Here is a 24,323-nt window from a genome sequence, read left to right on the forward strand (position 1 = left end):
TGAGCCAGATGAGGCGTTTTGCGAAATAATAGCGGGTGTAAATCCGCCTAATCCTTATTAATGTGGGAGTAGCTAAAACTTAGCGGGCATTTTTTCCGCTACTAATGATGAACTGCGTGCAGACAGGTTGGGAGCAACGAAGAGTGTGTTTGATGCTTACGAAAAGGGATCAGCCGACAACGGGCGGCATTGGACAGCTTTTCTATAGACATACAAGGAAATAGTGGATATGATTATGAATATTAAAATTTGATAGTCTAGTGAAAAGGGTGCAGATTCTATCCATAGAATTTGCTTAAAAGGGAAGGCCGGTGCAAGTCCGGCGCGGTCCCGCCACTGTAAATGCGGAGCGACTCTTAAGGGTGCCACTGTCCTGTGAAGCAAGGACGGGAAGGCGGAGGGAAGCGGTGAAGCATAAGCCAGGAGACCTGCCTTTTTCTTGAACGTTTCTATTCTTCGTGGGGTAAGAATGCGGAACATTACAAATGGATGTGGTGGCGGAGCTTGAGCACCGCCGTGCTTCATTTGTATTCTTCCGAGGCCGCCCTTAACAGGGGCGGTTTTTTTGAGGGATGAGGATGAGGAATAAGCCGGTTGCTGTACGTGTTCCTTCTCTCTCGCAGAAACGGCCCCGTCCTTTTGAAAGGGACAGCACAGCCGTTTCTTCTTGTTGTCCGCTGCTTCAACTATTTTATTCACGGAAAGAGGTTAACGATGAAGACTCTTCTCTCTGCCAAGTCCTTTATGCTTGGCCTGGCTTTATTGCTGGTTATTTCGATTCTGGGCACAGCGCTTGTTCCTTCAGGACAAGTGTTTGCCGGGGCGGTCTCCGCTACCGCGTCCGGGGGAACGGAAAGTGTTACGGCTGCTGTATATGCAGCAGACGAATCTGGCGCAGAGCCGGCTGCGGCTGCATTAACAGCGAAGCAGCAGATTACCGTTGCCGGAGCGACCTATGCGGCTGCCGAGTATATGCTCAGCAGCGGTGTGACGTCAGAATGGCAGGCGGTTGGCCTCGCACAGGCGGGCTACAAAGTACCGGAAAGTTATGTCCGGCTGCTGGAGCAAAAAGTTCGGACGGCCAGCGGCAGCTTTGCCGCAGTCACTGATTATGCACGGATTGTGCTCGCGGTACAAGCCGTGGGGGCTGATCCGGCGAACTTTGCCGGAAACGGCTCTGAACCGGGTTTTAATCTGGTTGAGCGTATCTATAACAGTGACAAAATGAGCGGCCAGACGCTGAACAATCCGGTCTATGCGCTGCTGGCACTGGATTCCGGCAATTATACCATTGGGGCGGATGCCAAATGGAGCAAAGCGGCGCTGCTGAGCGAGATCCTGTCCAAGCAAAATGCGGACGGCGGGTTCGCCTTGACTTCCGGGGCGAGCGAGCCGGATATGACGGCGATGGCTTTGACGGCTCTTGCTGCGCATAAGAGTGATCCTCTGGTTGCAACTGCCGGGCAAAAAGCAGTAGCCTGGCTGTCCGCTGCGCAGGACAGCAACGGCGGCTTTGGAGGCAGCAGCGAAAGCGCGGCACAGGTCATTATCGGCCTTGCCTCCTTCGGGGTAGACCCGGAAGGAGCAGAATTTACCAAGGGTGAAGCAGACCTGATAAGCAGACTGCTCAGCTTCAGCGTAGAGGGCGGCGGGTTTGCCCATAATCAGGGCGGAAATGTAAATGCATTTGCTACAGAGCAGGGGCTGCAGGCGCTGGTGGCCTACACCCTGTACAGCGGGGGCGGAAACGGCAAGCTGTATGACTTCACTAAGCCTGCGGTTCCGAATCCGTTAGTGTATGTGCCCCTTGTAATTGAAGGGCCGCAGAACACGCTGGGAGAAGGGATGGCATACGCAGGCAATGTCCTCGAGGTGCTGGAGAAAGTGGCAGCCCAGAAGGGCCTTCCGATTAAGAATGAATCGGGCAGCTATGTAACGGGAATCGGCGGTATCCAAGCCGGAATCTACGGCGGCTGGGATGGCTGGAAATACGCTGTATCCCGGGATGGGGCATGGATTGATCCCGATGTAGGAATGAAGGACTTTAAACTTAAGGAAGCTGACAGGGTCCTCGTTTATTATGCGGGCAATGATACGCAGCTGGTGAATTCGCTGACGCTGTCCGCGTCGCAGCCAGGTGAGGAGGAGCCTTTCTCAGTTACGGTTACCCAGATAAAATGGGTATGGGACAACGCCACAAATATTTCGAGTCCTGTAACCTCAAGTGCATCTGGTGTGGAGGTGGCGGTCGGAGACCGGAAGGCAACAACCGGTGAAGACGGCAAAGCGGTCTTTGCCGAAGGTGTTCCGGCAGGAGACTATACGCTAACCGTAACCGGCTATGTTACGGACAATGCACCAACTATCGCTAAATATTCGCAAGCTGTAAAGGTAATCTCCAAGAATGTACCAGTCCACCTGTCGGTTGAAGGACCTGAGGGGCCGGTCGCTGAGGGAGCGCTGCAAGCATCCAACGCGCTGGCGGCATTGAAGAAGCTTACGGCATCCGGAAATATTCCGCTGGAGATTACGGAGTCCTCCTATGGCAGCTATGTGTCGGGCATTAATGGGATTAAGAACGGAACCCATGACGGCTATTGGAACTTCCTGGTGTCGCGCGGCGGGAAATGGATCTACCCAAGCGAAGGCATGGGTGATTTCAAACTGCAGGCGCAGGACAAGGTGCTTGTCTATTTTGCCGGTGCCAACACGAAGGTAGTAAATTCCGTTGCAGTATCTCCACCGCAGCCAAAACCGGGAGAAACGTTTAAAGTGACCGTTACCGGGGTGGAGTGGGTATGGAATAACACGACATTTGCTTCCGAACCGGTTGTTTCACCGGCAGCCGGAGTGAAGGTAACCATTGGCGGTAAAACAGTCACTACGGACAGCCAAGGCGTTGCAGTTTTTGAAGGAGGCTTGTCCGGCAAAATATACACGCTGGCCGTAACCGGTTATGTTGCGGAAGCCACACCAAATATTGCTCGCTATACGGATTCGCTGAAGGTAGCTCCGGGCAATGTAACCTCCTATCTGTCCATTGAAGGGCCACAGGGTCCGGTAGCCGAGGGCACGCTGGAAGCATACAACGCGTTTGATGCGCTGCAGCAGCTGGCAGATGCGAACAACATTCCGCTAAAGGTTACGGAATCTTCCTTCGGCATCTTTGTAGGGGGCATTAATGGAATCGAGAACGGAGCCTATAACAATCAGGGTTACTGGGCCTTTGCCGTATTGCGCGGCGGGGCGTGGATTTATCCGGATGTGGGCTTAAATGATTATATTCTGCAGACTTCCGACAAAGTGCTTGTCTACTATGCCGGAGAAAATACGCAGGTAGTAGATTCGGTACAGATTTCGCCTGCGCAGCCGAAGCAGGGTGAGGCATTCACCGCTAAGGTTACGCAGAAGAAATGGGTCTGGAATAATGACACGTATACTTCTGATCCGGTGACTTCACCGGCTGCGGGAGTGCAGGTCACTGTTGGCGATAAAACCATCACTGCTAATGAGCAAGGGCTCGCAACCTTTGAGGGAGGCCTGCCTGCCAAAACATACACGCTGGCCGTGAGCGGTTATGTCGAAGGCGGGACGCCTAAGATTGCCCGCTACACGCAGCCGCTGACCGTTACAGCTTCCGTAGAAGTGCCTGAGACTGCATCGGCCACGCTCACAGTCATTGGAGACACTACTAAGGGAACCATTCTGGCTGGTACCAAGATGACGCTGAACGAGGGGGAGACCGCATACAGCCTGCTGATCCGCCAGCTTGGAAGCAAGGTTGTCAGCGGCGGAAGCGGAGACAGTGTATACATTAAAGCGATTGATGGCTTGGCAGAAAGAGACCGCGGTGAGAAAAGCGGCTGGATGTACTCCGTAAACGGTGTCTACCCGGATTACAGCTCCGGAAGTTATAAGCTGAGCAGCGGTGATGCCGTAGCCTGGCGTTATACGCTTAATGGCGGAGATGATCTGAAGGGATCGGCTGGAGGTTCCTCCGGCACTGGAGGTGCAGCAGCAGGTACGGGCGGCAGCACGGTGAATGTGGACATCACCCCGGATAATACCCTTCCGCTGAATCAAGTAGGACAGACAACAGCTGTTTCGAACCTGAGCACTAAAATGACTCCAGCAGCAGCGGCTGCCCTTAGGCAGAAGCTGGCGGCAAACGTGGCTGTCTTCGAGCAGGAGGTCACTCCGGGTGCGGCGGCAACCTTGCAGGACAGCGGCGGTGAAGTGAAGCTGCAGCTGCCAGCCGGTTCCGTGTCCGGCAATGTGAAGATCAGCGTACGCGAGACTAATTCAGAACGCGCTGAGCTGGTATCGGGACTTTATGATTTCAAACCGGATGGTACGAAATTTGTGAAGCCGGCAGATCTCTCGATTACAGTTCCGGTTACGGCGGTAAACCCTGCCAATCTGGCTTTGGCATGGCTTGACGAAAGCACCGGCCGCTGGATTCCGGTTCCCGCTGCGCTGGATGCGCAAAGTGGGGTGATCACCGGAAAGGTCAGTCACTTCACGGCCTTTGCCGTAGTGGACCGCAGTAAATGGGAGCCGCAGCCGCAGCAGCTGAAGAGCGATATTGCAGCTACTGCCAAGGCAATCACGGCAGCCGAAGAGATCAGCGATTGGCAGGCGATTGGACTCGCCCGTTCCGGCCACACAGTACCGGCCGCTTATTTGAACGGAGTGAAGGAGCAGCTTGCCGCGAATAAAGGGGAGTTCCGCAAGGTTACGGATTATGAACGTTTGGCGCTGGCTGTTGCCGCTGCCGGCGGTGATCCGCAGAATATTGGCGGGTATAATCTGATTGAGAAAATTTATAACAATGACCATATGGTAAGCCAGGGCAGCAACGGCCTCATTTTTGCCCTGATTGCGCTGGACAGCGGTTCTTATACTGTACCTGCGAATGCGCAGTGGACTAAGGAACGGCTGATCAAGTCCATCCTGGAACTGCAAAGCAAAGACGGCGGATTCCCGCTGACAGCTGGCAGCACCGATGATGTGGACATTACCGCTATGGCGGTTACTGCACTCTCATCCCATAATGACCAGGCGGAAGTAAAAGCGGCTGCGGATAAAGCGATCGGCTGGCTGTCACAGCAGCAGCTTGAAGGCGGCGGCTTCAAGCTCTCGGGAGCAGAAAACAGCGAGAGCACGTCACAGGTCATCATTGCCCTGAGTGCTGCCGGAGTTGGTCCTAATGACTCCAGATTTATTAAAGCTAAGGGCGGACTTCTCAGCCATCTGGCTTCGTTCAGACAAAGCACTGGCGGCTATGCTCATTCGGCTGGGCAGCCTGAGAACAGCCTGGCTACCGAACAGGCATTACTGGCACTGGCTGCGTACAACCGGTTCCTGGCCGGAGAGGCGAAGCTGTTCAGCATCTCGCCAGCCGATTCCGGCAGTGTGTCCTTTGCCGATGAGGGCAAAATTTCAGCCTGGGCGCTGGACTCCGTTCACAAGGCCTATGAGCAAAAGCTGATGGAAGGCGTCAGCGGATCAAGCCTGATTTTTGCACCGAAGCAGAATATTACCCGTGCTGAATTCGCTGCGCTGCTGCTGAGACTGACAGATCAGACACCTGCTGCAGCTTCGGCTGCACCAGTATTCAGCGACGTAAAAGCCGGCACATGGTATTATGGAGCTGTGCTTAAAGCGAAAGAGCTCGGATGGGTAGGCGGAGTTACGGATACAACCTTTAATCCGAATGGCTGGATTACCCGCGAGGATATGGCTGTGATGATTTCCAGAGCGTTCAAGCTGGAGAACGGTTCTGCGGCTTCGGCGAAGACTGCGAAGTTCACAGACGAGCGCCGGATCAGCAGCTATGCGCTGTCAGCGGTCCATACGGTAACGGAGTCCGGTTATATGACCGGCTTCAATGGAGGATTTGACCCGTCAAGTGCCGTAACCAGAGAAATGGCGGCGGTCGTAGCCGTAAGATTGCCTTAAGTGTAATCCATCTTTAAGAAGGCGATTGAGCGGAGTAACAGGTTCATCGGACTGAAGCTTCAAAAGAAAACATAGAGTATAGGAACGGAACGGGGGAGCAGCAGGACAGCCTCCGTTCCTTTCCCTTTTTTCGGAGGTGTGAAAATTAATGTCCAAGCAATCCAAACGATGGTTGTTTTATCCCTTGCTTCTTCTCTTGGCGGCGTTGCTACTGGCCGGCTGTTCTTCCGGCGAGCGGCAGTCTGCCGGTTCTGATCTGAACAGTGCAGCAAATACCACCGCTACACAAAGCCCCGCCCCTGATAACGCCGCGTCTCCGCAAACCGGAGACGCAGCGAACACGGCCCCGCCGTCAGAACCGGCGGGCAGCACCGCTTCGCCTTCCGCGGAGGCGTCGGCGGCTCTTGAAGGAGCGGCGACGTCTGCGCCGCCTGACACCGCTGCAGGCACGGTGACAAGTCCCGTGCCTGCAGGAACTACGGCGCCGGCTGCGCATAGCCCGGCAGCCGGCACCGCCGGAGCAGCCGCCGCGAAGGCGTCGGCGGCACCCGGCGCAGCAGGCGGCGCCAGTGCGGGCCCGGCAGAGTCCTCTGCCAAGCCCGCAGCCACCGCGCGTCCATCTGCCGGCGCGAATAAGCCGGCAGCCACCGCACGTCCGTCTGCCGGCGCGAATAAGCCGGCAGCCACCGCGCGTCCAGCGGCTGCCGTTACGCAGCCGCCGTCCGAAGCGGCAGCGCCTGCGAAGCCCGCCGCTGCGGAGAGCACAGCTACCGTCTCCATCACAGGGGATGAGGAGTACGGCGTGATTTTGGCTCCGGCAGCCTTTGAAATTGAGAAGGGCGAAAGTGCGCTGGAGCTGTTGAAACGGATTACCCGCAAGAACAAAATACAGATGGAATACCAGGGCTCCAAGGGTTTCGCCTATGTGGAAGGAATAGACAATCTGTATGAATTCGACCATGGGGCAGAGAGCGGCTGGATGTACAAGGTGAACGGGGAGTTTCCGGGCAAAGGTGCCGGAAGCTATACTGTACAGCCCGGGGATGCTATTGAGTGGCTGTACACCCTGGATCTGGGCAAAGATCTGGGAGCCAAAGCGCCATGAACAGCGGCTTTCGCTCCATGCATCCTTCGGTAGCCCTGCTATACTATGCAGGGCTGCTGCTGTTCGCTGCCCTGCTGTTTCATCCGCTGTTTCTGGTAACGGAAATTGCCGGTTTACTTGGCCTTCTGCTGCTGCAGGGACAGGGACGGAAGCTGCTGCGGGGGCTGCCTTTTTACCTGTTGATGGCCGGCTCCGTGGCCGTGATTAATCCATTGTTCTCGCACCGGGGCTCGCACATCCTGTTTTATTTTATGGATCAGCCGATTACGTTGGAAGCGGTGTTCTACGGACTGATGATGATGACCGTGCTGCTGACGATTTTTATATTGTTCATTTCTTATAACTACACGGTAACGGCGGATAAATTCATGTACCTGTTCGCCGGGGCAGCGCCTAAGACGGCCCTGCTGACGTTGATGACGATCCGCTTTGTGCCTTTGTTTCAGCGGCGGCTGCGGCAAATTTCCCTGATTCAGCAGATCAGAGGCATTGATGTAAGCAAGGGAAAGCTGCGCAAAAGAATGAGGGACGGCATGACCCTGCTCAAGGTGCTTCTGACCTGGTCGCTGGAGGAGGCGCTGCAGACGGCCGATTCGATGAAAGCACGCGGCTACGGCATCCGCAAACGCAGTGTGTACGGGATTTACAGGCTTGACCGGCAGGACAAGACCGTCTTGGCTCTGCTCTCGCTCAGCGGTATAATTCCGCTGTTTGGCTGGCTGCAGGGGTACGGCATCTTTGAGATATATCCGCGGATGAAACCTATGGCCTGGGGCTCAGGCGAGGCGGTCATGTATGCCGGCTTCTGCCTGTTCGTAGGAATCCCCCTCTGGCTGGAAGGAAAGGAGAAATGGTTATGGCGATCATCGCGGCGGAAGGATTTTCCTTCCGGTATCCCGATGCAGAGAGAGACACGCTCCATGAGCTCTCATTTACGATAGAGGAGGGCGAGTTCGTTGTGCTTCTCGGCCCTTCAGGCTGCGGCAAAACAACACTTCTGCGCCATCTGAAACGGGAGCTTGCTCCGGTGGGATTGAACAGCGGTTCCATCAGCTATCAAGGGAAGCCGCTGGCGGAATTGCCTGCGGAGACAGCAGCCGGGGATATCGGGATCGTATTTCAGAATCCGGATGCGCAGATTGTGATGGATACCGTATGGCATGAGCTGGCTTTTGCGATGGAAAATATGGGCTACCCGCCATCGGTCATGCGCAGCAGGCTGGCGGAAATCGCCGGGCTGTTCGGGCTGGAGCCGCTACTGTACAAATCGGTGCATGAGCTCTCAGGTGGACAAAAGCAGCTGCTGAATCTGGCCTCCGTGCTGCTGCTTCAGCCCAAGCTGCTGCTGCTGGACGAGCCGACCTCACAGCTTGATCCTGTCGCTGCCCGCGAGTTTATCCAGACCTTGCAGCGGCTGAATGAGGAACTGTCGATGACGGTCATCATCAGCGAGCACAGGCTGGAGGAGGTGCTGCCGCTGGCCGACCGGGTGCTGATGCTGGAGGATGGTGTTCTGCAGGCCCAGGACACTCCCCGCGGATTCGTGCGGGGAGCCGGGCAGGGCCTGAACGCGAGTCATCAGGCCTACCTGCCGACAGCGTCGCGGTTATTCCTCGCCCTGTCACCGGAGGCCTCATCCGTTCCGCTGGAATCCATTCCGCTGACGGTGCGTGAGGGCAAACGCTGGCTGCATTCACACGCAGCAGCAGCGCCTGCTGGAGCTACGGCTACCAGCGGCTCACACTCCGCTGCGGGCGTCCTTTCGCCTGTGACCGCAGGCCGTGCAACAGCATCACAAGACGGTGCAGCTTCACGCTTCACCGGCGAAGCCAATGCCGCAGCACCCCTGCTCAGCTGCCGGGAAGTCACCTTCCGTTATGAGAAGGACGGCCCGGAGGTGCTGCGCAAGCTGACGTTGTCCCTTCACCGGGGAGAGCTGCTGGCTATCATGGGCGGGAATGGTGCGGGGAAATCGACCCTGCTGCATGTACTGGGCGGGCTGGCGAAGCCGCAGCGCGGCAAGGTCGAGTCTGCCAAAGGGCTGAAGTCCGGTCTTCTGGCCCAGAACCCGCTGCTCTATTTCAGCTATGACACGGTAGCGGAGGAACTGCGGCATATGGCCCAGTATGCAGGCAAGTCTCCTGAGGAGGAGAAACGGGAGATAGAAGCCCTGCTGGATGTATTTCAGCTTCATCAAGTGCTGGACAGCCATCCGCATGATATCAGCGGCGGCCAGCAGCAGAAGCTGGCGCTGGCCATGATAATGCTGCTGAAGCCCGGCGTTCTGCTGCTGGATGAGCCGACCAAGGGGCTGGACCCCGGGGCGAAGGAAAGATTGGCAGCCTTGCTAAGGCAGCTTTTGGAGCAAGGCATAAGCATTATTATCGTGACGCATGATGTGGAGTTTGCTGCAAAATACGCAACCCGCTGCGCGATGCTGTTTGACGGAAGCATTACAGCAGAGGGAGCTCCGGCGGAGTTTTTCAGCAGCAACTATTTCTATACAACGGTGGTAAACCGCATGGTGCGGGATTTGCTGCCGCAAGCATTGACTTTTGAGGATGTGATCAGAACATGGCAAGATTCCGGCTTCCGCTGTTAATTGCTTTAGGTGTATTTCTGGCCGGTCTGGCACTTACGTCAGCGCTGAAGGACCGTCATTATATGCTGCTCAGCCTCGTGCTGCTTGCAGCGGCATTGCTGCCGCTGTTTATCCGGCTGGAGCGGCGTCCGCTGGAATCGCGGGAGCTGGTGCTGCTGGCCGTGCTGTCGGCAATCGCTGCAGTCAGCCGGGTTCCTTTTGCCGCGTTGCCGAGTGTGAAGCCAGTGTCTGCTATTGTCATTTTATCCGCTTATGTCTTTGGGGCTGAGGCTGGCTTTATCATCGGGGCAGTAGCCGCGCTTGTATCCAATATTTATTTCGGGCAAGGTCCATGGACGCCCTGGCAGATGTTTGCCTGGGGGATGGCGGGCCTGACGGCGGGCTGGCTGAGGAATACCTGGTGGATGAAGAAACGAGGCGGCCTGCTTCTCTTCGGCTTCATCTGGGGTTTTTTGTTCGGCTGGATTATGAATATCTGGTACATTATCAGCCTGCCGGATGCATTTAGCTGGGGGCTTGTGTTATCCGCATACGTCTCGAGCTTTTATTTCGATCTGGCCCATGCCCTGTCCAATGTATTTTTCCTGGCAATTCTGGCCGGTGGCTGGACCAAGGTGCTGGAGCGGTTCCGCAAGAAATACGGGCTGCTGCAGGAATGATTAGGCCGCTGATCTCATGGATTCTGTTGCGTGAAATTACATTGGAATGTTATTTCAGTCATTAAGAGGTCTGAGTGTTCTTAAATTAGGATATTTTTCTGTTTATTTCGACATTTTTCGTGATTAATCATCATTATTTCGACCTTTTTCGCCGATGAATAAGATAACACAGCAAGAACAAAAAGGCGGGAAAAGGACATGAGACATTTGAAAGTGAAATATAAAATGGCACTGCTTGTGGTAATTGTCGTTGCTATACTGATCGGTTTAGGACTAACGGGCATTACCTCCACCCAAAAAATGGCCAAGCGATCCCAAGAGACCTATAGCGGGAATTTGCAGCCGATTTACCTGGTTACGGAGCTGCGGGCCAACAACCGGTCGATTGAGTCTTTTTTGCTGGAAGCTTTGCTTACCAAGGAAACCGTCAAGAGCAAAGAGCTGACCGAGGGGATTAAGCAAAACATTGCAAAAAACAATGAGCTGCTGGAGCAATTGAAATTAATTGCCTTCAAGGATACTGAAATCAGCAATAAAATCAACGAGTATATGTCGTTGCTGCCGGATTACCGGACACAGCGCGATAATATCATTCAGCTTGCCAATAAGAATCTTAATAGTGAAGGCTATCAAATTTTCTCGGGTGTGTCCTTTAGCGAGTCCAGGAAGCTGATGGTCGGTCTGCTGGATGACACAGCCCGGTTGCTTTTAGAGGATGCTTCTGAGCATAATGTGCTTACTTTAGCCGACGCTAAGACTTCCTCAACTGTGAGCACGATTCTGATTACTGCCGCCTTGATTCTCTGTATTCTGATCAGTATTATAATCACCCGGCTGATTACGAAGCCGCTCAAAGAATTGCAGGGATTGATGAAGCGGGCTGAAGAGGGGGATTTGACCGTAGCTGCATCCTATACAGCCAAGGATGAAATCGGCCAGATCAACCTTTCCTTCAATTCGATGCTGGATAGTCTGAAAGTGATGATGCAAGGGGTCTCGGAAAGTGCGGAGATGCTGTCGGCCTCGTCGGAGGAAATGAGTGCCAGTGCAGAACAGACCGCACGCGCTTCGCAGATGATCGCCGAAACCTCGAATGAAATAGCCGTGGGATTTGATGTCCAGGTCGAGAACATCAGCCGCACGACAGCATCCGTGCAGAACATGACGGAGGATATTGCCGCCGTCGAGCGCAGCGGCAATGAGATGGCTGAACTGATGGCCGGGGCTGCTGTCTCGACAGACCGCGGCGCAGAAGCTGTTGAGCGGATCCTTGCACAGATGAAGGAAATTGACTCTAGTGTTGCATCGAGTCAGAGAATAGTCAGCAATCTGGGCAATCTGTCCGGGGAGATCAGTACGATTATCACAACCATTAATGCAGTCGCCACCCAGACGAATCTGCTTTCGCTGAATGCGTCAATCGAAGCGGCCAGAGCCGGAGAGCATGGCCGGGGCTTCGCTGTTGTTGCCGGAGAGATCCGCAAGCTGGCGGAGGCCACAGGAAGCAGCTCGCTGCAGATTACCGGAATCATAACTGACATTCAGCAGCAAACCGCCAGTGCGGTAGATTCAATGGCACTGGGAACACAACTGGTATCAGAGGGTCTTGCGCAGAGTGAAGTGGTCTCGCAGGCGTTTGAGGAAATACAGCATTCAATTAATGATGCCGTCCGGCAGACGGAAGGCATCAGAGAGGCTGTCGGGCATGTCTCAAAGGAATCGCAGGCCGTATCACAGGCCATGGAACACGCCAATGAGATTTCCCGCAAAGGCGCGGGGGAAGTGCAGGATACAAGTGCTGCCAGTGAGGAACAATTGTCTGCGATGGGGGAAATGTCACTTTCTGCCCAGTATCTTGCCACACTTGCCGAGGACCTGCAGAAGGAACTGGCCAAGTTCAAACTCTAAATACAGAGCAGCAGCAGCAGATATAGGCTACATAAGGAGAGACCACCGGAACTTTCACGTTCCGGTGGCCTCTCCTTTTTATATATGGCCGAATGTTCATTTCATCGCCGGAATCACTCACCAACGCTAACTAATAGACATCTGAGACTGCGATTTATGTTTTTTATGAACATCCTGCAAAACAAAAAAAAGGCCCGCCCCGATCGGATGACCGGAGTGGACCTGAATGTGTTGTCCAGCTTATCTTGTTCTTAAGCGTACCAGCCCCATACGAAGATGAACAGGGTTCCGAAGATGGTAACCAATCCGACGAACAAAGCGTAAGCGATATTGATATAAAGCTCTTTCTTGGTATCTGCGGATTCCCCGATATGCATGAATACGAAGAGCTGCAGGGAAGCCTGGATAAGGGCTGTAATCAGCAGAACCGCCATATTTGCCCCATCGGACAGATCACCATAGATGACAACCAGCGCAGCGGCAGAAAGGACCAGAGAGGCCAGATAACCCATCACATGGCGAATTGGGAACAGTTGCTTCATCATGTCACATCAGTCCTTTCAGGTAGACGAAGCTGAAGATAAAGATCCAGACAACGTCCAGGAAATGCCAGAACAGCGAGAAGATAAAGGCTTTATTGGCGGTAGCCGGATTAATGCCCTGACGCCAGATCTGGATCATAATCGCTGCGCCCCACAGGAAGCCGAAGCTGACGTGGGCACCGTGCGTGCCGAGCAATACGAAGAGACTGGATAGGAATCCACTGGTTTGCAGTGTAGCCCCTTCATGAACATAGGTGAAGAATTCATCAATTTCTATGCCGATAAAGCCGAGGCCCATCAGCAGTGTGATTGCCATAAAGACCATCATGGCCTTCTTGTAGCCGAGACGCATAGCATGGATCGCAAGCCCGATCGTGAACGAACTCGACAGGAGCAGGAAGGTTTCAATCAGCACCGGGCCGATTTCAAACAGCTCGCTTCCGCTTGGTCCGCTGGCGAAACGGTCGACCATTACTAAATAAACGGTGAATAAAGTGGCGAAGAGCGGAATCTCAGCTCCGAGAAATACCCAGAAACCGAAAATCTTGTTGCTGTTCTCCTCTGTTGAATATTCCAGCGGCTTGGACGCATCTATTTTCATACAGTCTCACCCCGCAGTTTCTTTTCAGTAGCAATAACTTCTTCAGCTGAAACGTAGAAGCCGTGATCCCGGTCAAAGGACATGGCAGCCAGCATGATGATGATGCCTATTCCGGCCACGATGGCAGGAATCCACATGCTGAATACTAGGAAGAAGCCCAGGAAGAAGAAGATGACACCCAGGATAAATGGCTTCCCGGTATTGTTTGGTAAATGGATTTTAGTAATTTTATCTTCAAAGAGCGGAATATTATCCTGCTTCGCGGACCAGAAGGCATCACGCGTCTGAACTTTTGGCACAATTGCAAAGTTATAAGCAGGAATCGGACTTGGTGTAGCCCATTCCAGTGTACGGCCATCCCATGGATCGCTTGTTGTGTCTCTTGGCATGTAGCGTGTGCTCCAGTAGATGTTGTAGACCAGAATAACAAATCCGATCGCCAGGCCGACAGCACCGGCGAAGGAGAGCATATTCAGCGGACCAAAGCCGGTCTCTTCTGAGTAGGTATACATCCGACGGGTCATACCCATAAGTCCCAGGAAGAACAGTGGGAAGAAGGTGACATTGAAGGATATTATAATCCACCAGAAGGCATGCTTGCCCAGACGTTCATTCAGGCGGAAGCCGAATACTTTAGGGAACCAGTAATGGAACCCGGCGATAACGGCGAACACGGCGCCCGGAATCAGCACGTAGTGGAAATGCGCAACCAGGAACATCGTATTATGATACTGGTAATCGGCACTGGCCATCGCCAGCATAACGCCGGTAACCCCGCCGATGGTGAAGATCGGGATAAAAGCCAATGTGTACAGCATCGGGGTCGTAAAGGTTATTCGCCCTTTTCGGAGGGTGAACAGCCAGTTGAATATCTTAACCCCGGTAGGCACAGCTATCGCCATAGTTGTTATGGAGAAGAAGCTGTTGACCATAACCCCTTGGCCCATGGTATAGAAATGGTGAGCCCATACCAGGAAGGACAGCAGGGAGATAAGCAGCATACTGACGACCATGGAAGTGTAGCCGTACAGATTCTTTTTGGAGAAGGTGGCGATAATTTCGCTGTAAATACCGAATGCCGGCAAAATAACGATATATACCTCCGGATGTCCCCACACCCAGAACAGGTTGGCCCAGAGCATATCCATCCCGCCGTTAGCCATCGTGAAGAATTGAGAGCCAAACAGCCGGTCGAACATCATCAGGGCAAGTGCCACAGTCAGCACAGGGAAGGCAAATACGATAATAATGTTCGTAATCAGTACGGACCAGGTGAACATTGGCATCTTCATCAGCGTCATGCCTGGTGCACGCATTTTAAGAATCGTCACGATGAAGTTAACGCCTGTGATCAGTGTCCCGATACCGGAAATCTGCAGCGCCAGGGAGTAATAGTTATTACCGACCGTAGGGCTGAATTCCAGACTCGCTAGCGGGAAGTAAGCCGACCATCCGGCATCCGGCGAGCCGCCGATTACGAACGAAATGTTAAGCAGCATAGCTCCCATGAAGAAGAGCCAGAAGCTGACCGCGTTCAGCCGCGGAAAGGCCACATCTCGTGCGCCGATCTGCAGTGGGATAATCACGTTCATTAAACCGATGATAAACGGCATGGCCATGAACAGAATCATGATCAGACCATGGGTGGTAAAGACCTCGTTATAATGCTGGGCATCGAGGAATTTCATTTCCGGCGCTGCCGTTTGCAGACGCATCATCATGGCGTCAACACCGCCGCGGAACAGCATAAGCAGTGCGGCCAGGATATACATAACCCCGATCTTCTTATGGTCTACAGTTGTAAGCCATTCGCGCCAGAGGTATCCCCATTTCTTGAAATAGGTAAGCCCAACGAGAATCCCGATGGTCGCAAGAGCGATACTGATCATTGCTCCGTATATCAGGGGTTCGCCGTGAACCTTAAATTTGTCTAAATCCATTAGGGTAGCTCCTTTCAGGTTGTTACATTAAACTGTGAACGAGTTAGTGGCCCTCGTGTGTGTGTTCTTCTACAGGTGAGCTTGGAAGCGGCTCATTCACCTCAGGGTTGGGCTCGCTGTCAAATTCGGTCTGGCTGGATGGTTCAGGAGAAGGGTGGATGTCCTTGTTATCCTGATGATCCATATTTCCGTTATCTATATCCATTTCCGTACCATCGCCGCTCATATGCTCGCTATGGTCTCCCGGCGGCGGGCTGAACTCCAAATGGGTGGAGGAATAGGTTTTGCGTCCAAGATGTTCGGCAGCCAGCAGGCCTTTGAATTCATCCTCCGTAAGCTTAGGCGCGGTATCCTTAACCTCTTTGACCCATTCGGCATATTCCTTGTCGCTCATCACAAGCGCCTCGAATTCCATGTGGGCGAAGCCTTTACCGCTGAAGTTCGAGTTCTTGCCGATAAATGAACCTGCGGTGTCGGCGGAGAGATTAAGTTTTGTAAGCATGTCGCTCATCGCATACTTCTGTCCGGCAAGCTGTGGAATCCAGAAGCTGGTGATGGTGCCGAAAGAGTACAGTCTGAACTCTACCGCACGGTGAATCGGGAAATTGACGTAGTTTACGGTTTCAATTCCCTCCTCAGGATAGCTGAAATGCCATTTCCAGTTGGAAGAAGAGGCGTAAATAACCAAAGGCTTCTGGTCCTTGTATTCCTTCGCGACATTCTCAACCGCATGGGTTGATTTTACAGTCACTACTGACAAAAAGGTTACGATGATAATCGGGATAATAATCCAGATGGCTTCGAGAACCTTGTTGCCCTCCTCATGTTCTGGAATGTAACCTTCGTTGCTTTTCTTCGCCCGGTATTTCACCAGTACGAATATATATAAGATGTAGACAACTGCCAGGACCCCGATCATCACCAGAATGGACAGGATGATGGTGTCAGATAAAGTGCGTGCGGCCGGACCCTTCGGATTCAGAACGGTGAGCGAACTGCATCCCGGCAGAAGAAGGATTAGGCTGAGGAACAAAGCGTATAACGGACCCTTTTTTTTCATATAGAACTCCTTCCTTCAATACTTCTTTTCATTGCCGTTCATTAGCCAATAAACATTAACCTGTATCTATAGTAAGAACTACTTACCCATAATGCAAAATACATATTTTAACAATAAAGACACATAAGACCTTAATAATGGCGAACAAGTTAAATATGTGTGATCGAATTGTTACAAATGTCGTAAGGTATGACAAAGATCACTGTAGTGGTGCGGTTTAAGGTAATTTTAAGGTTGTTCAAATTTTGTTCACTTTTTCACAAATGTTACTAATTTCGTCACAATTAATTTTAGCAATAAAGCCTGATTTTAACCGCTTTTTGCGGCCGCGACAGCTTTCGACGATTATTGCGATTTTTTGATAAATATTAAGAATATGTCTTTTGTCACTGTGAAAAAGTAACAAGATATTCTTTGGGCGGTTACAATCTCTCAAATTCAAATCTATCTATGTGTGATAAAGTATAGATAAATATACATAGATAGGAGATTACTGCTTGTGCGAATGAAAAAAACAATGCTGTTATTCATGTCTTTATTCTTATGTTTCGGTATTCTACAGAACACGGCAATCGCAGCCGGAACGAATGCCTCATTACGTCTTGGTGTGAACGACACACTGACAGAAATAGAAGCTGTTTCTGTAAAAGGTAACTATTATGTTCCAGTACGCGCTTTGGCGCAGAAGCTGAAGTGGAACATTTCCATGCTTCAGGACGGGGTTCAGATCGCCGGAGGCGGTAAATCCCTTTTACTGCTCAAAAATGACGGAGGCGCCAAACTCCAGAATGATACCATTGTTCCAATAAGTACCTTTGTGCAGAATGGATCGCTGATGGTTCCACTGCGGATAAGTACTTATCTTGGGTATATGATAACCTTTGAGCCGGATAAATATTTACTAAGAGTGCGGGATACATCGGCGGCTTTGGATGATGCGGCGTTCGTAAGCCAATTCAAGAGCGAATTAAAGCCGATTGTCAGCGCAAAGCCGGCTCCGGAGACAACCCCGGTCAAGCAAGGGAGGATAGTGTATCTTACCTTTGACGACGGACCGTCGGCAACGACTTCGCAACTGCTGGATATTCTGGGCAAAAATGAGGTAAAGGCGACCTTTTTTATGCTTGGACCCAATATGAACCGGTATCCGTCGGCAGTGAAACGAATTGAAGAGGAAAGCCACGGACTCGCACTCCACGGCATGACTCACCGCAAAGAGAAGTTTTATGCTTCTCCGGGTGCAGCACTTGCCGAAATGTCAGCTGATAATGCAGTACTGAAGAAGATCACCGGCTCCAGCACAACACTGATCCGTCCGCCGTACGGAAGTAAACCGTATTTCACCAAATCCTTCAGGGACAGAGTGCTGAGCCAGGGTTTCCATCTGTGGGATTGGAATGTGGACTCAAACGACTGGAAATACAAGGAGAACAGCGCCAGGATCTATAATACGGTTATGGAACAGGTCCATAAACTGCAAAAGTCCAACAGCAATCCTGTTATCCTGATGCATGACCAGAAAGCTACACTGAAAGTGCTGCCGGACGTACTCAAAACACTGAAGAAGGAAGGCTATACCTTTGAGATTATTACGAAGGATATGGAGCCGCTGAATTTCTGGAAGGATAAGCGCTGATCGTCAGCGTTTACGGCAAGATGTAGAAAGAGTGTAAAAAGCGGCTTAAGCAGATTGTTTTCTGCTTAAGCCGCTTTTTTGTGCTGCGCGGTGGTTTCAGGGGTCTGTATTTGGAGGCCCGACAGCATAGCCTTGTCATATGTACAAATACCCTACGAGCATACTGACAAGCTCGGACTTTATTCTGTCCGTTCCAATACGATGGGAGGAAAAGGCGATGACATCCACTATGGCACTGATGGATTCGAATACAAGGAAGGCAGCGGCTTCCAAATCTGTGATCTTAAGCTCATCCTTACCCATTTGCAGATACTGGAGCGTTAGGACACGTCCGACTTCATACTGTGCGTCCATCAGCTCTTTGATACCCCCGTCGCTGAGATACATAATAGACAGTTCCTTGTGGAATCCGGTATAGACCTCGTGCGAGAGGATGAGGCTGTCTACCAGATGGCTCAGCAGTGCATACTTGTCAGGGCTCTGAATGTTAATCTCGGACATGTAGGCTTCTATCCTTGCCAGCAGCGCTTCACTGTAATTCTTAAGCACATCGATAAATACAGCCCGTTTATCTATGAAATAGGAATAGAAGCTGCCGGTGGATACACCCGCTGCTGCAGCAATCTGCTTCGTATTGGTCTGATGGTAGCCCTTCTCCGAGAAAAGCCTCATGGCGGCTTGAACGATGGCTTCCTTGGTCTTGATGCTGCGGTCCTGCCGCGGTGTTCTTGTCTTGTCTTCCATTTCACTCATGGTTAAAGCCCCCCCCCTTATAACCGATTGTAGAGGAGCAGTATTTGACTGTCAATAAAAGTTGAACTACAGTTCAAATTTGTTATTGACAAACATGAACTGTAGTTCATATAATTCAAACATGAACTAAAGTTCACATATGGGGAGAGATGAAATTGAGCATCAGAATGCGTAAGGCTTTTTCTTTTACGGCAATTGTTTTGGGTTTCTTCATGGCGCTGCTGGATACGACGATTATAAATATTGCCTTGCCTGAAATGACGAGGCAATTTGGCGGCAGCGTATCGCAAATTTCGTGGGTGATTAATGGTTATAATCTGGCGTTTGCTGTATTCATTCTCACGGCTTCAAGACTGGCCGACCAATTCGGACGGAAGAAAATATTTATCATCGGCGTGGTGCTGTTTACTGTGACCTCGCTGCTCGCGGGCTTTGCTTCTTCACTTGGGATGCTCATTGGATTAAGAGTCCTTCAGGGCCTTGCGGGGGCCATCATTGTTCCGGTTACCATTCCGCTGACAACCACAACCTTTCCAAAGGAGATGCACGGCTTGATCATCGGCATATGGGGGGCCGTTTCAGGCGTTGCGGCTGCGAGCGGGCCAGCACTTGGCGGGATTATTACGCAAAATCTGAACTGGCAATGGATCTTTTTTGTCAATGTGCCGCTGGGGGTGCTGAGTGTGGTGCTTACTTGTCTGTTTATACAGGAATCCAGAGATGACACTGCAGGCCGATCCATTGATTATGGCGGAACATTGGGAATAACCGGGGCGATGTTTTTTATTACCTATGCACTGATTAAAGTTCAGGACTATGGCTGGAACTCCCGGATGACGCTGCTACTGCTGGCTGCAGGGGTTCTGTTTCTCGTCTTTTTTTTCCTCACACAGTGGAAAGGGAAGGAGCCGATGCTCCCGTTGTCGCTGCTGAGAATTCCCCCGTTCAACGGTGCAACGTTAACTATGCTTTTTGTTGGTGCGGGGCTGATGAATATCTCTCTGCTGACCTCTTTCTTCCTGACCCGGATGATGGGGATGACCGAACTGCGGGCCGGACTTGTACTTTCCATGATCGCGGTGGGCTCGATCGTCAGCTCAGCCCTTTCCGGGCCATTGTCCAATAAATACGGCAGCCAGCTGTTTGGGGCGGTTGGAATGATTATGATGGCCGGAGCGATGTATTCATTAAGCGGACTGCATGCAGACTCAACGATTCCGGAAGTATTGATCCGTCTGGTTGTGGCCGGTATCGGCACCGGGTTCACCATGGCACCGGTGATGTCTTCAGCCGTACGCAACGTGCCAGAGGAGAAGGTAGGCATCTCATCGGGGATTACGAATATGGCAAAGTCACTGGGGGGTGTGATCGGGGTGGCTATTATCGTTACTGTGCTGCAGCAAAATACCAGCGACGGGCTGCATGCGGCTTCCGTCCGCGCGGTGAAAGCAGTGGAGAAGGATGCTGTGCTCCAGCCCTTTCTCAAAACAGTGATTGCTGATGCGGCGGGTTCATTGGCAAATGTGGAAAGCTCACCGGCTGAAACCTCCGAGAAGGTATTGAAGGAGGCCGAACTTGCTGCTGCCCGGCTTGCCCCTTCGGATCAGCAGGCATTTGCCGCTGACCGGAGCCGGCAAACCCGGGAGATGGAGCTCGTCCTGTCACGTGCAGGAGAAGACATGAAGCATGAAGCTGAACAGGCATACAGCAGAACTTACGTTTTAGCCAGCCTTATTATGCTTCCGGGTGCTGTATTCGCACTGTTCAGCGACAAACGTCGGAAACGGAAGGGGGCCGGGGTTCCTGGGGAACTTACTTTGCCGCAGCAATAGTGTTCTCCATGTATATCGTGCATATATAGAAGAAAGACCCTTGGGGCTTTATAAGATTAGGTCAGCCGGTAATTTCTGGTTGGCCTAATTTAATTTGGTTTGAGGTTGACATGTATATCTAACTGTACTAATAATAGTAGTACAGTTAATACACCTAGACACAGTTTGTGATACAACATCAGAAAGGAGAACTGTCATGTTCGAATTGGATGTCCGCAGCCGCAAGCCGATTTACGAGCAGCTGACCGGCAAGATCAAAGAAATGATTATGCATGGTATTTTGCGGGCAGATGAACAGCTTCCCTCGGTGAGGATCTTATCCTCGCAGCTCACCATAAATCCGAATACGATTCAGAAAGCCTACCGGGAGCTGGAGCGGGAAGGCTACATCTATTCCTTGCAGGGTAAGGGGAGTTTCGTGGCTCCGCTTCAACAGGGTCTGAACGAGAGCAAGAGGGCGGAAGTGCGGAATGAGCTGCTGCGCCTGATGGTCGAAGCCGTCTACCTCGGATTTACCGAAAGCGAGATAGGTGCGCTGTACCGCCAGGTGCTGGATCAGAGAGAGGGGGAGAAACATGATTGAAATTCGCGGCGTCAGCAAAATTTTTCAGGGAGAAAAAGCGGTTGACGGCATTTCGCTGACTGTACATAAAGGAGCAATTTACGGACTGCTCGGATCGAACGGTGCGGGTAAAACAACACTGCTGAAGACGCTCGCCGGTATTTACCGGCCGGAAGAGGGCACGGTTAAGTTTGAAGGGAAGCCGGTCTTTGAAAACCCCGAGGTGAAGCAAAGGATCATTTTCATGCCGGACAGTCCTTATTTCTTCCCGCAGGCATCAATCAAGAGCATGGCCGCCTTTTACCGCTCTATTTATCCGGGGTGGAATGAGGCGCACTTTCAGGAGCTTGGGAAAATGTTCCGGCTCGATACAGGCCGCAAGCTCAGCCGGTTCTCTAAGGGTATGCAGCGCCAGGCGTCCTTCTGGCTCGCCCTAAGCTGCTCCCCGGATGTGCTTATCATGGATGAGCCGATCGACGGGCTTGACCCGGTCATGCGGCGGCAGATCAAGAATCTGCTGTTCCAGGAGGTGGCCGAACGGGGGATGACCGTCATCATCTCCTCACATAACCTGCGGGAAATTGAAGATCTATGCGATCATGTCGGCATTATGCACGGCGGCAAAATGCTGGTGGAGAAGGATCTGGACGATCTCAAAGCGGACACGCATAAAGTGCAGGTGGCGTTCCGGGATGAGCGGCATGCATCGGTACTGACAGCCAAGCTGCAGATTCTTCATCAGGAACAGCGTGGCAGCGTTAATCTCTATATTGTAAAAGGGGACCGCGAGCGGATCGGGCAGGCTTTTCGGGTGTACGATCCATATGTACTGGATCTATTGCCGCTGACACTTGAGGAAATCTTTATATATGAAATGGGGGATGCCGGTTATGACGCGCAGCCGATTCTTCTTTAACAGCAGCGTAATCCGCCAAAACTTGCGCCAGCATGGCTGGATCGGAATTATATACACGCTAGGTCTGATGTTCTTTCTTCCGCTCCAGATGTTCTTGAGCGGCAATCCGAATGCGGAGCCTGAGAAAGTCGAGAGTTTGTTCGGTATCGGCGGTGATATGCAAGTGTTCTTTATCGCTACGCTTCCAGTGGTAGCCGGTCTATTCCTTTTCCGGTTTCTGCAGTCTAAACCTTCATCGGATCTGTGGCACAGCCTGCCGCTGCGCCGGGAGCATTTACTTGCTGCCCATGCATGGAGCGGCCTGATTCTTCTGCTTCTTCCGGTATGGCTAACTGCCGCAGTTACAGCAATCGTGGCACCACTGGACGGCAATAGGTACATTTACCAAGGAGCGGAAGTCTGGGAGTGGTGCCTGACGGTTACCATCCTCACCTTGTTCCTGTTCGTTTTCACTGCCTTCGTTGGAATATGTACAGGTCAAACTATTCTCCAGGGGGTTGTTGTTTATATCCTGCTCGTTCTTCCCTCCGCGCTGTTAATGCTGACCGGCATGCATCTTAATAGGTATTTGTACGGGTATTCAGGCGGTTATAATGATGAGTATAGAATGGTCAATTGGTCGCCGGTTCTGCAGATTGTGAGACTCAGCAATGCATACGATAAGGTCAGTACAGGAGAGAAATGGATATATTTCGTGATCACTCTCTTAGTAATTATGCTATCCTTTGTGCTTTACCGCAAACGGCATAGCGAAAAGGCTGGGCAGGCGATTGCCTTCACCTATTTCAATCCGTTGTTCAAAGCAGGGGTGATGTTCTGCACCATGCTGGTTTCCGTGTCTTATTTCGGCAATGTGAAGCCGCAGCAGACAGGCTGGCTTATTGGCGGCTGTATTGCCGGAGCACTCATCGGCTATGTTGTAGCTGAAATGATCATTCGCAAGACATGGCAGATCATGACCCGCAGGGTATTCGCTGACTTCGCCGCCTATACTATCCTGCTAGGACTCCTGCTCTATGTTCCGGTCACTGGGATTACCGGCTATGAGAGCAGGGTACCGGCAGCGGACAAAGTCACGGCGGCTTATGCCGGGAGCAATTTCTGGATGTTGACCGAACCAGGGCAAGGCCCGATGGAAGTTCAGAACCGTCCCTATGAAGAGAAGGAAGTCTTCAATGAAGACAAAAGCTATATTGAGGCTGTACGCAAGCTGCATCAGGCACTTGTCACTGTGCGGCCTGGCGAGGAAGAACGTTCTCTGGGCAATTCTATCGGCAACAGGCAGTTCAGCATTGCGTACCAGTTGAAGAATGGGCGGCAGATGCTGCGGTCTTACTGGATTCCATCAGCCGGCTTCGAACCGGAGCTGAAGGCGATCATGGAGAACAAGGAGTTCAAGCGCAACGAATATATGCTGTCCCGGCTTGGCGATAATGTGGAGAGTCTGAGAATCAGCAACATAAGTAAAGCGGTTTCGATCTCCGATCCTCAAGAGGTTAAAGAATTCAAGGAAATTCTGAAACGGGAGATATTGAACATGTCCTATGAAGATCAGCTGGACAACCGGGTTTCCAAGGCTTCTATCCAAACGATAGGCAAGCCGGATGAAAAGGGCTACCAGCTCTATTATGGCTATGAGTGGAAACCCTCCTATCATGAGCTTGAGGGCTGGCTGGCCGAAAAGGGATACGCGGATAAAATTCGTACCCAGGCACAGGATGTGGAATCCGCTGAAATTATAAAGGATGGGTATATTGATAAGCTTGACGCGGCAAGCAGGAATAATATTGAGCGGCATTTTGATCTGGCGCGCAGCGAAGGTCTTGCGGCGGTCACCAAGGATAAGAAGATTATCGGCGATATTCTGGGAAAAGAACGCTATTATAGCGGAAAAACCGGCGAATATGTAGTAAAGATGAAGTATAAGTACGGAGAAGTGACTTATATATCGCTGAGGAAACAAGACCTTACGCCTGCTATAAAATCACTGCTTCCTTAAGATTCTGGTTTTAGCTTCAGCGGGTTGACAAAAACTGGATGAGTGGATTATGCTTTTGGGAAATACAAGAACGGCAGGAGGTCTGGACAGATGATTGAACAAGGGGATAATCTACACTCGCATAATGCTATTATCTATCTTCCATTCATCTGTCCGCCTTGGGTTACTGTTCAGCGTTAGCAGCGTTTAGTTATTTCCGGTCAGCAGCCTGTAAGGCGGTTGCCGGAATACTCTAACTGTAGTTCTG

At 51.9% G+C, this 24,323-nt stretch carries 16 protein-coding genes and 1 riboswitch; of the genes, 11 read left to right on the plus strand and 5 right to left on the minus strand.

Translation table 11 applies throughout. The features are described from left to right. Nucleotides 1-250 precede the first annotated feature (250 nt). A riboswitch (cobalamin riboswitch) is annotated at nt 251-450 on the plus strand. A gap of 264 nt (nt 451-714) precedes the next feature. From H70357_RS34175 to H70357_RS04860, 6 genes are all read left to right on the plus strand, one after another. Then, nucleotides 715-5,961 (plus strand): S-layer homology domain-containing protein, encoded by a 5,247-nt coding sequence (locus H70357_RS34175; RefSeq protein ID WP_052091825.1) that lies wholly within the window; start codon nt 715-717, stop codon nt 5,959-5,961. 148 nt (nt 5,962-6,109) lie between these two features. Then, complete coding sequence (locus H70357_RS04840) at nt 6,110-7,066, plus strand: DUF4430 domain-containing protein (RefSeq protein ID WP_052091826.1); 957 nt, start codon at nt 6,110-6,112, stop codon at nt 7,064-7,066. Next, nucleotides 7,063-8,007 carry an energy-coupling factor transporter transmembrane component T gene (locus H70357_RS04845; protein ID WP_052091827.1) on the plus strand — a complete coding sequence of 315 codons (945 nt, stop codon included), beginning with the start codon at nt 7,063-7,065 and terminating at the stop codon, nt 8,005-8,007. Before H70357_RS04840 ends, H70357_RS04845 begins: the two co-directional genes overlap by 4 nt. Next, on the plus strand, nt 7,923-9,668 hold the full coding sequence (locus H70357_RS04850; protein WP_063848013.1) for an ABC transporter ATP-binding protein: 1,746 nt from the start codon (nt 7,923-7,925) through the stop codon (nt 9,666-9,668). The genes H70357_RS04845 and H70357_RS04850 overlap by 85 nt, the downstream gene beginning before the upstream one ends. After that, nucleotides 9,641-10,327 (plus strand): ECF transporter S component, encoded by a 687-nt coding sequence (locus H70357_RS04855; RefSeq protein ID WP_038586381.1) that lies wholly within the window; start codon nt 9,641-9,643, stop codon nt 10,325-10,327. Before H70357_RS04850 ends, H70357_RS04855 begins: the two co-directional genes overlap by 28 nt. Before the next feature lie 198 nt (nt 10,328-10,525). Then, nucleotides 10,526-12,235: a methyl-accepting chemotaxis protein gene (locus H70357_RS04860; protein WP_038586384.1), complete on the plus strand. Its 1,710-nt coding sequence runs from the start codon at nt 10,526-10,528 to the stop codon at nt 12,233-12,235. A gap of 251 nt (nt 12,236-12,486) precedes the next feature. Here the strand turns inward: H70357_RS04860 and qoxD are convergent, their stop codons facing one another. Genes qoxD through qoxA form a run of 4 tightly spaced genes read right to left on the minus strand, consistent with a single transcriptional unit; the run spans nt 12,487 to nt 16,378 of the window. Next, nucleotides 12,487-12,780: a cytochrome aa3 quinol oxidase subunit IV gene (gene qoxD / locus H70357_RS04865; protein ID WP_081965692.1), complete on the minus strand. Its 294-nt coding sequence runs from the start codon at nt 12,778-12,780 to the stop codon at nt 12,487-12,489. A gap of 1 nt (nt 12,781) precedes the next feature. Then, on the minus strand, nt 12,782-13,378 hold the full coding sequence (qoxC, locus tag H70357_RS04870) for a cytochrome aa3 quinol oxidase subunit III (protein ID WP_038586387.1): 597 nt from the start codon (nt 13,376-13,378) through the stop codon (nt 12,782-12,784). After that, nucleotides 13,375-15,318 carry a cytochrome aa3 quinol oxidase subunit I gene (gene qoxB, locus H70357_RS04875; protein WP_038586390.1) on the minus strand — a complete coding sequence of 648 codons (1,944 nt, stop codon included), beginning with the start codon at nt 15,316-15,318 and terminating at the stop codon, nt 13,375-13,377. Before qoxB ends, qoxC begins: the two co-directional genes overlap by 4 nt. A gap of 43 nt (nt 15,319-15,361) precedes the next feature. Beyond that, nucleotides 15,362-16,378, minus strand: a complete 1,017-nt coding sequence (gene qoxA, locus H70357_RS04880) for a cytochrome aa3 quinol oxidase subunit II (protein ID WP_038586393.1) — start codon at nt 16,376-16,378, stop codon at nt 15,362-15,364. Nucleotides 16,379-16,883: 505 nt separating this feature from the next. Here qoxA and H70357_RS04885 point away from each other — a divergent pair. Further along, complete coding sequence (locus tag H70357_RS04885; protein WP_052091829.1) at nt 16,884-18,014, plus strand: polysaccharide deacetylase family protein; 1,131 nt, start codon at nt 16,884-16,886, stop codon at nt 18,012-18,014. Between the two features lie 135 nt (nt 18,015-18,149). On the opposite strand, the gene H70357_RS04890 is transcribed toward H70357_RS04885, so the two are convergent. After that, a complete protein-coding gene (locus H70357_RS04890; protein ID WP_038586396.1) occupies nt 18,150-18,767 on the minus strand; it encodes a TetR/AcrR family transcriptional regulator in 618 nt (205 codons plus the stop codon). A 155-nt stretch (nt 18,768-18,922) separates the two neighbouring features. On the opposite strand from H70357_RS04890, the gene H70357_RS04895 reads away from it, so the two are divergent. The 4 genes from H70357_RS04895 to H70357_RS04910 all read left to right on the plus strand — a co-directional run bounded on the left by H70357_RS04895 (nt 18,923) and on the right by H70357_RS04910 (nt 24,076). Further along, entirely contained in the window at nt 18,923-20,599 is a 1,677-nt protein-coding gene (locus H70357_RS04895) for an MFS transporter (RefSeq protein WP_052091830.1), read from the plus strand. 196 nt (nt 20,600-20,795) lie between these two features. After that, the gene (locus H70357_RS04900) at nt 20,796-21,182 is read left to right on the plus strand and encodes a GntR family transcriptional regulator (protein ID WP_038586399.1); all 387 of its coding nucleotides are present in this window, start codon (nt 20,796-20,798) and stop codon (nt 21,180-21,182) included. Next, complete coding sequence (locus H70357_RS04905) at nt 21,175-22,077, plus strand: ABC transporter ATP-binding protein (protein WP_038586402.1); 903 nt, start codon at nt 21,175-21,177, stop codon at nt 22,075-22,077. The genes H70357_RS04900 and H70357_RS04905 overlap by 8 nt, the downstream gene beginning before the upstream one ends. After that, nucleotides 22,052-24,076 carry a DUF6449 domain-containing protein gene (locus H70357_RS04910; protein ID WP_052091831.1) on the plus strand — a complete coding sequence of 675 codons (2,025 nt, stop codon included), beginning with the start codon at nt 22,052-22,054 and terminating at the stop codon, nt 24,074-24,076. The genes H70357_RS04905 and H70357_RS04910 overlap by 26 nt, the downstream gene beginning before the upstream one ends. The last annotated feature ends 247 nt before the right edge of the window (nt 24,077-24,323 follow it).

The organism is Paenibacillus sp. FSL H7-0357, assembly GCF_000758525.1.
Lineage (GTDB): Bacteria > Bacillota > Bacilli > Paenibacillales > Paenibacillaceae > Paenibacillus_AQ.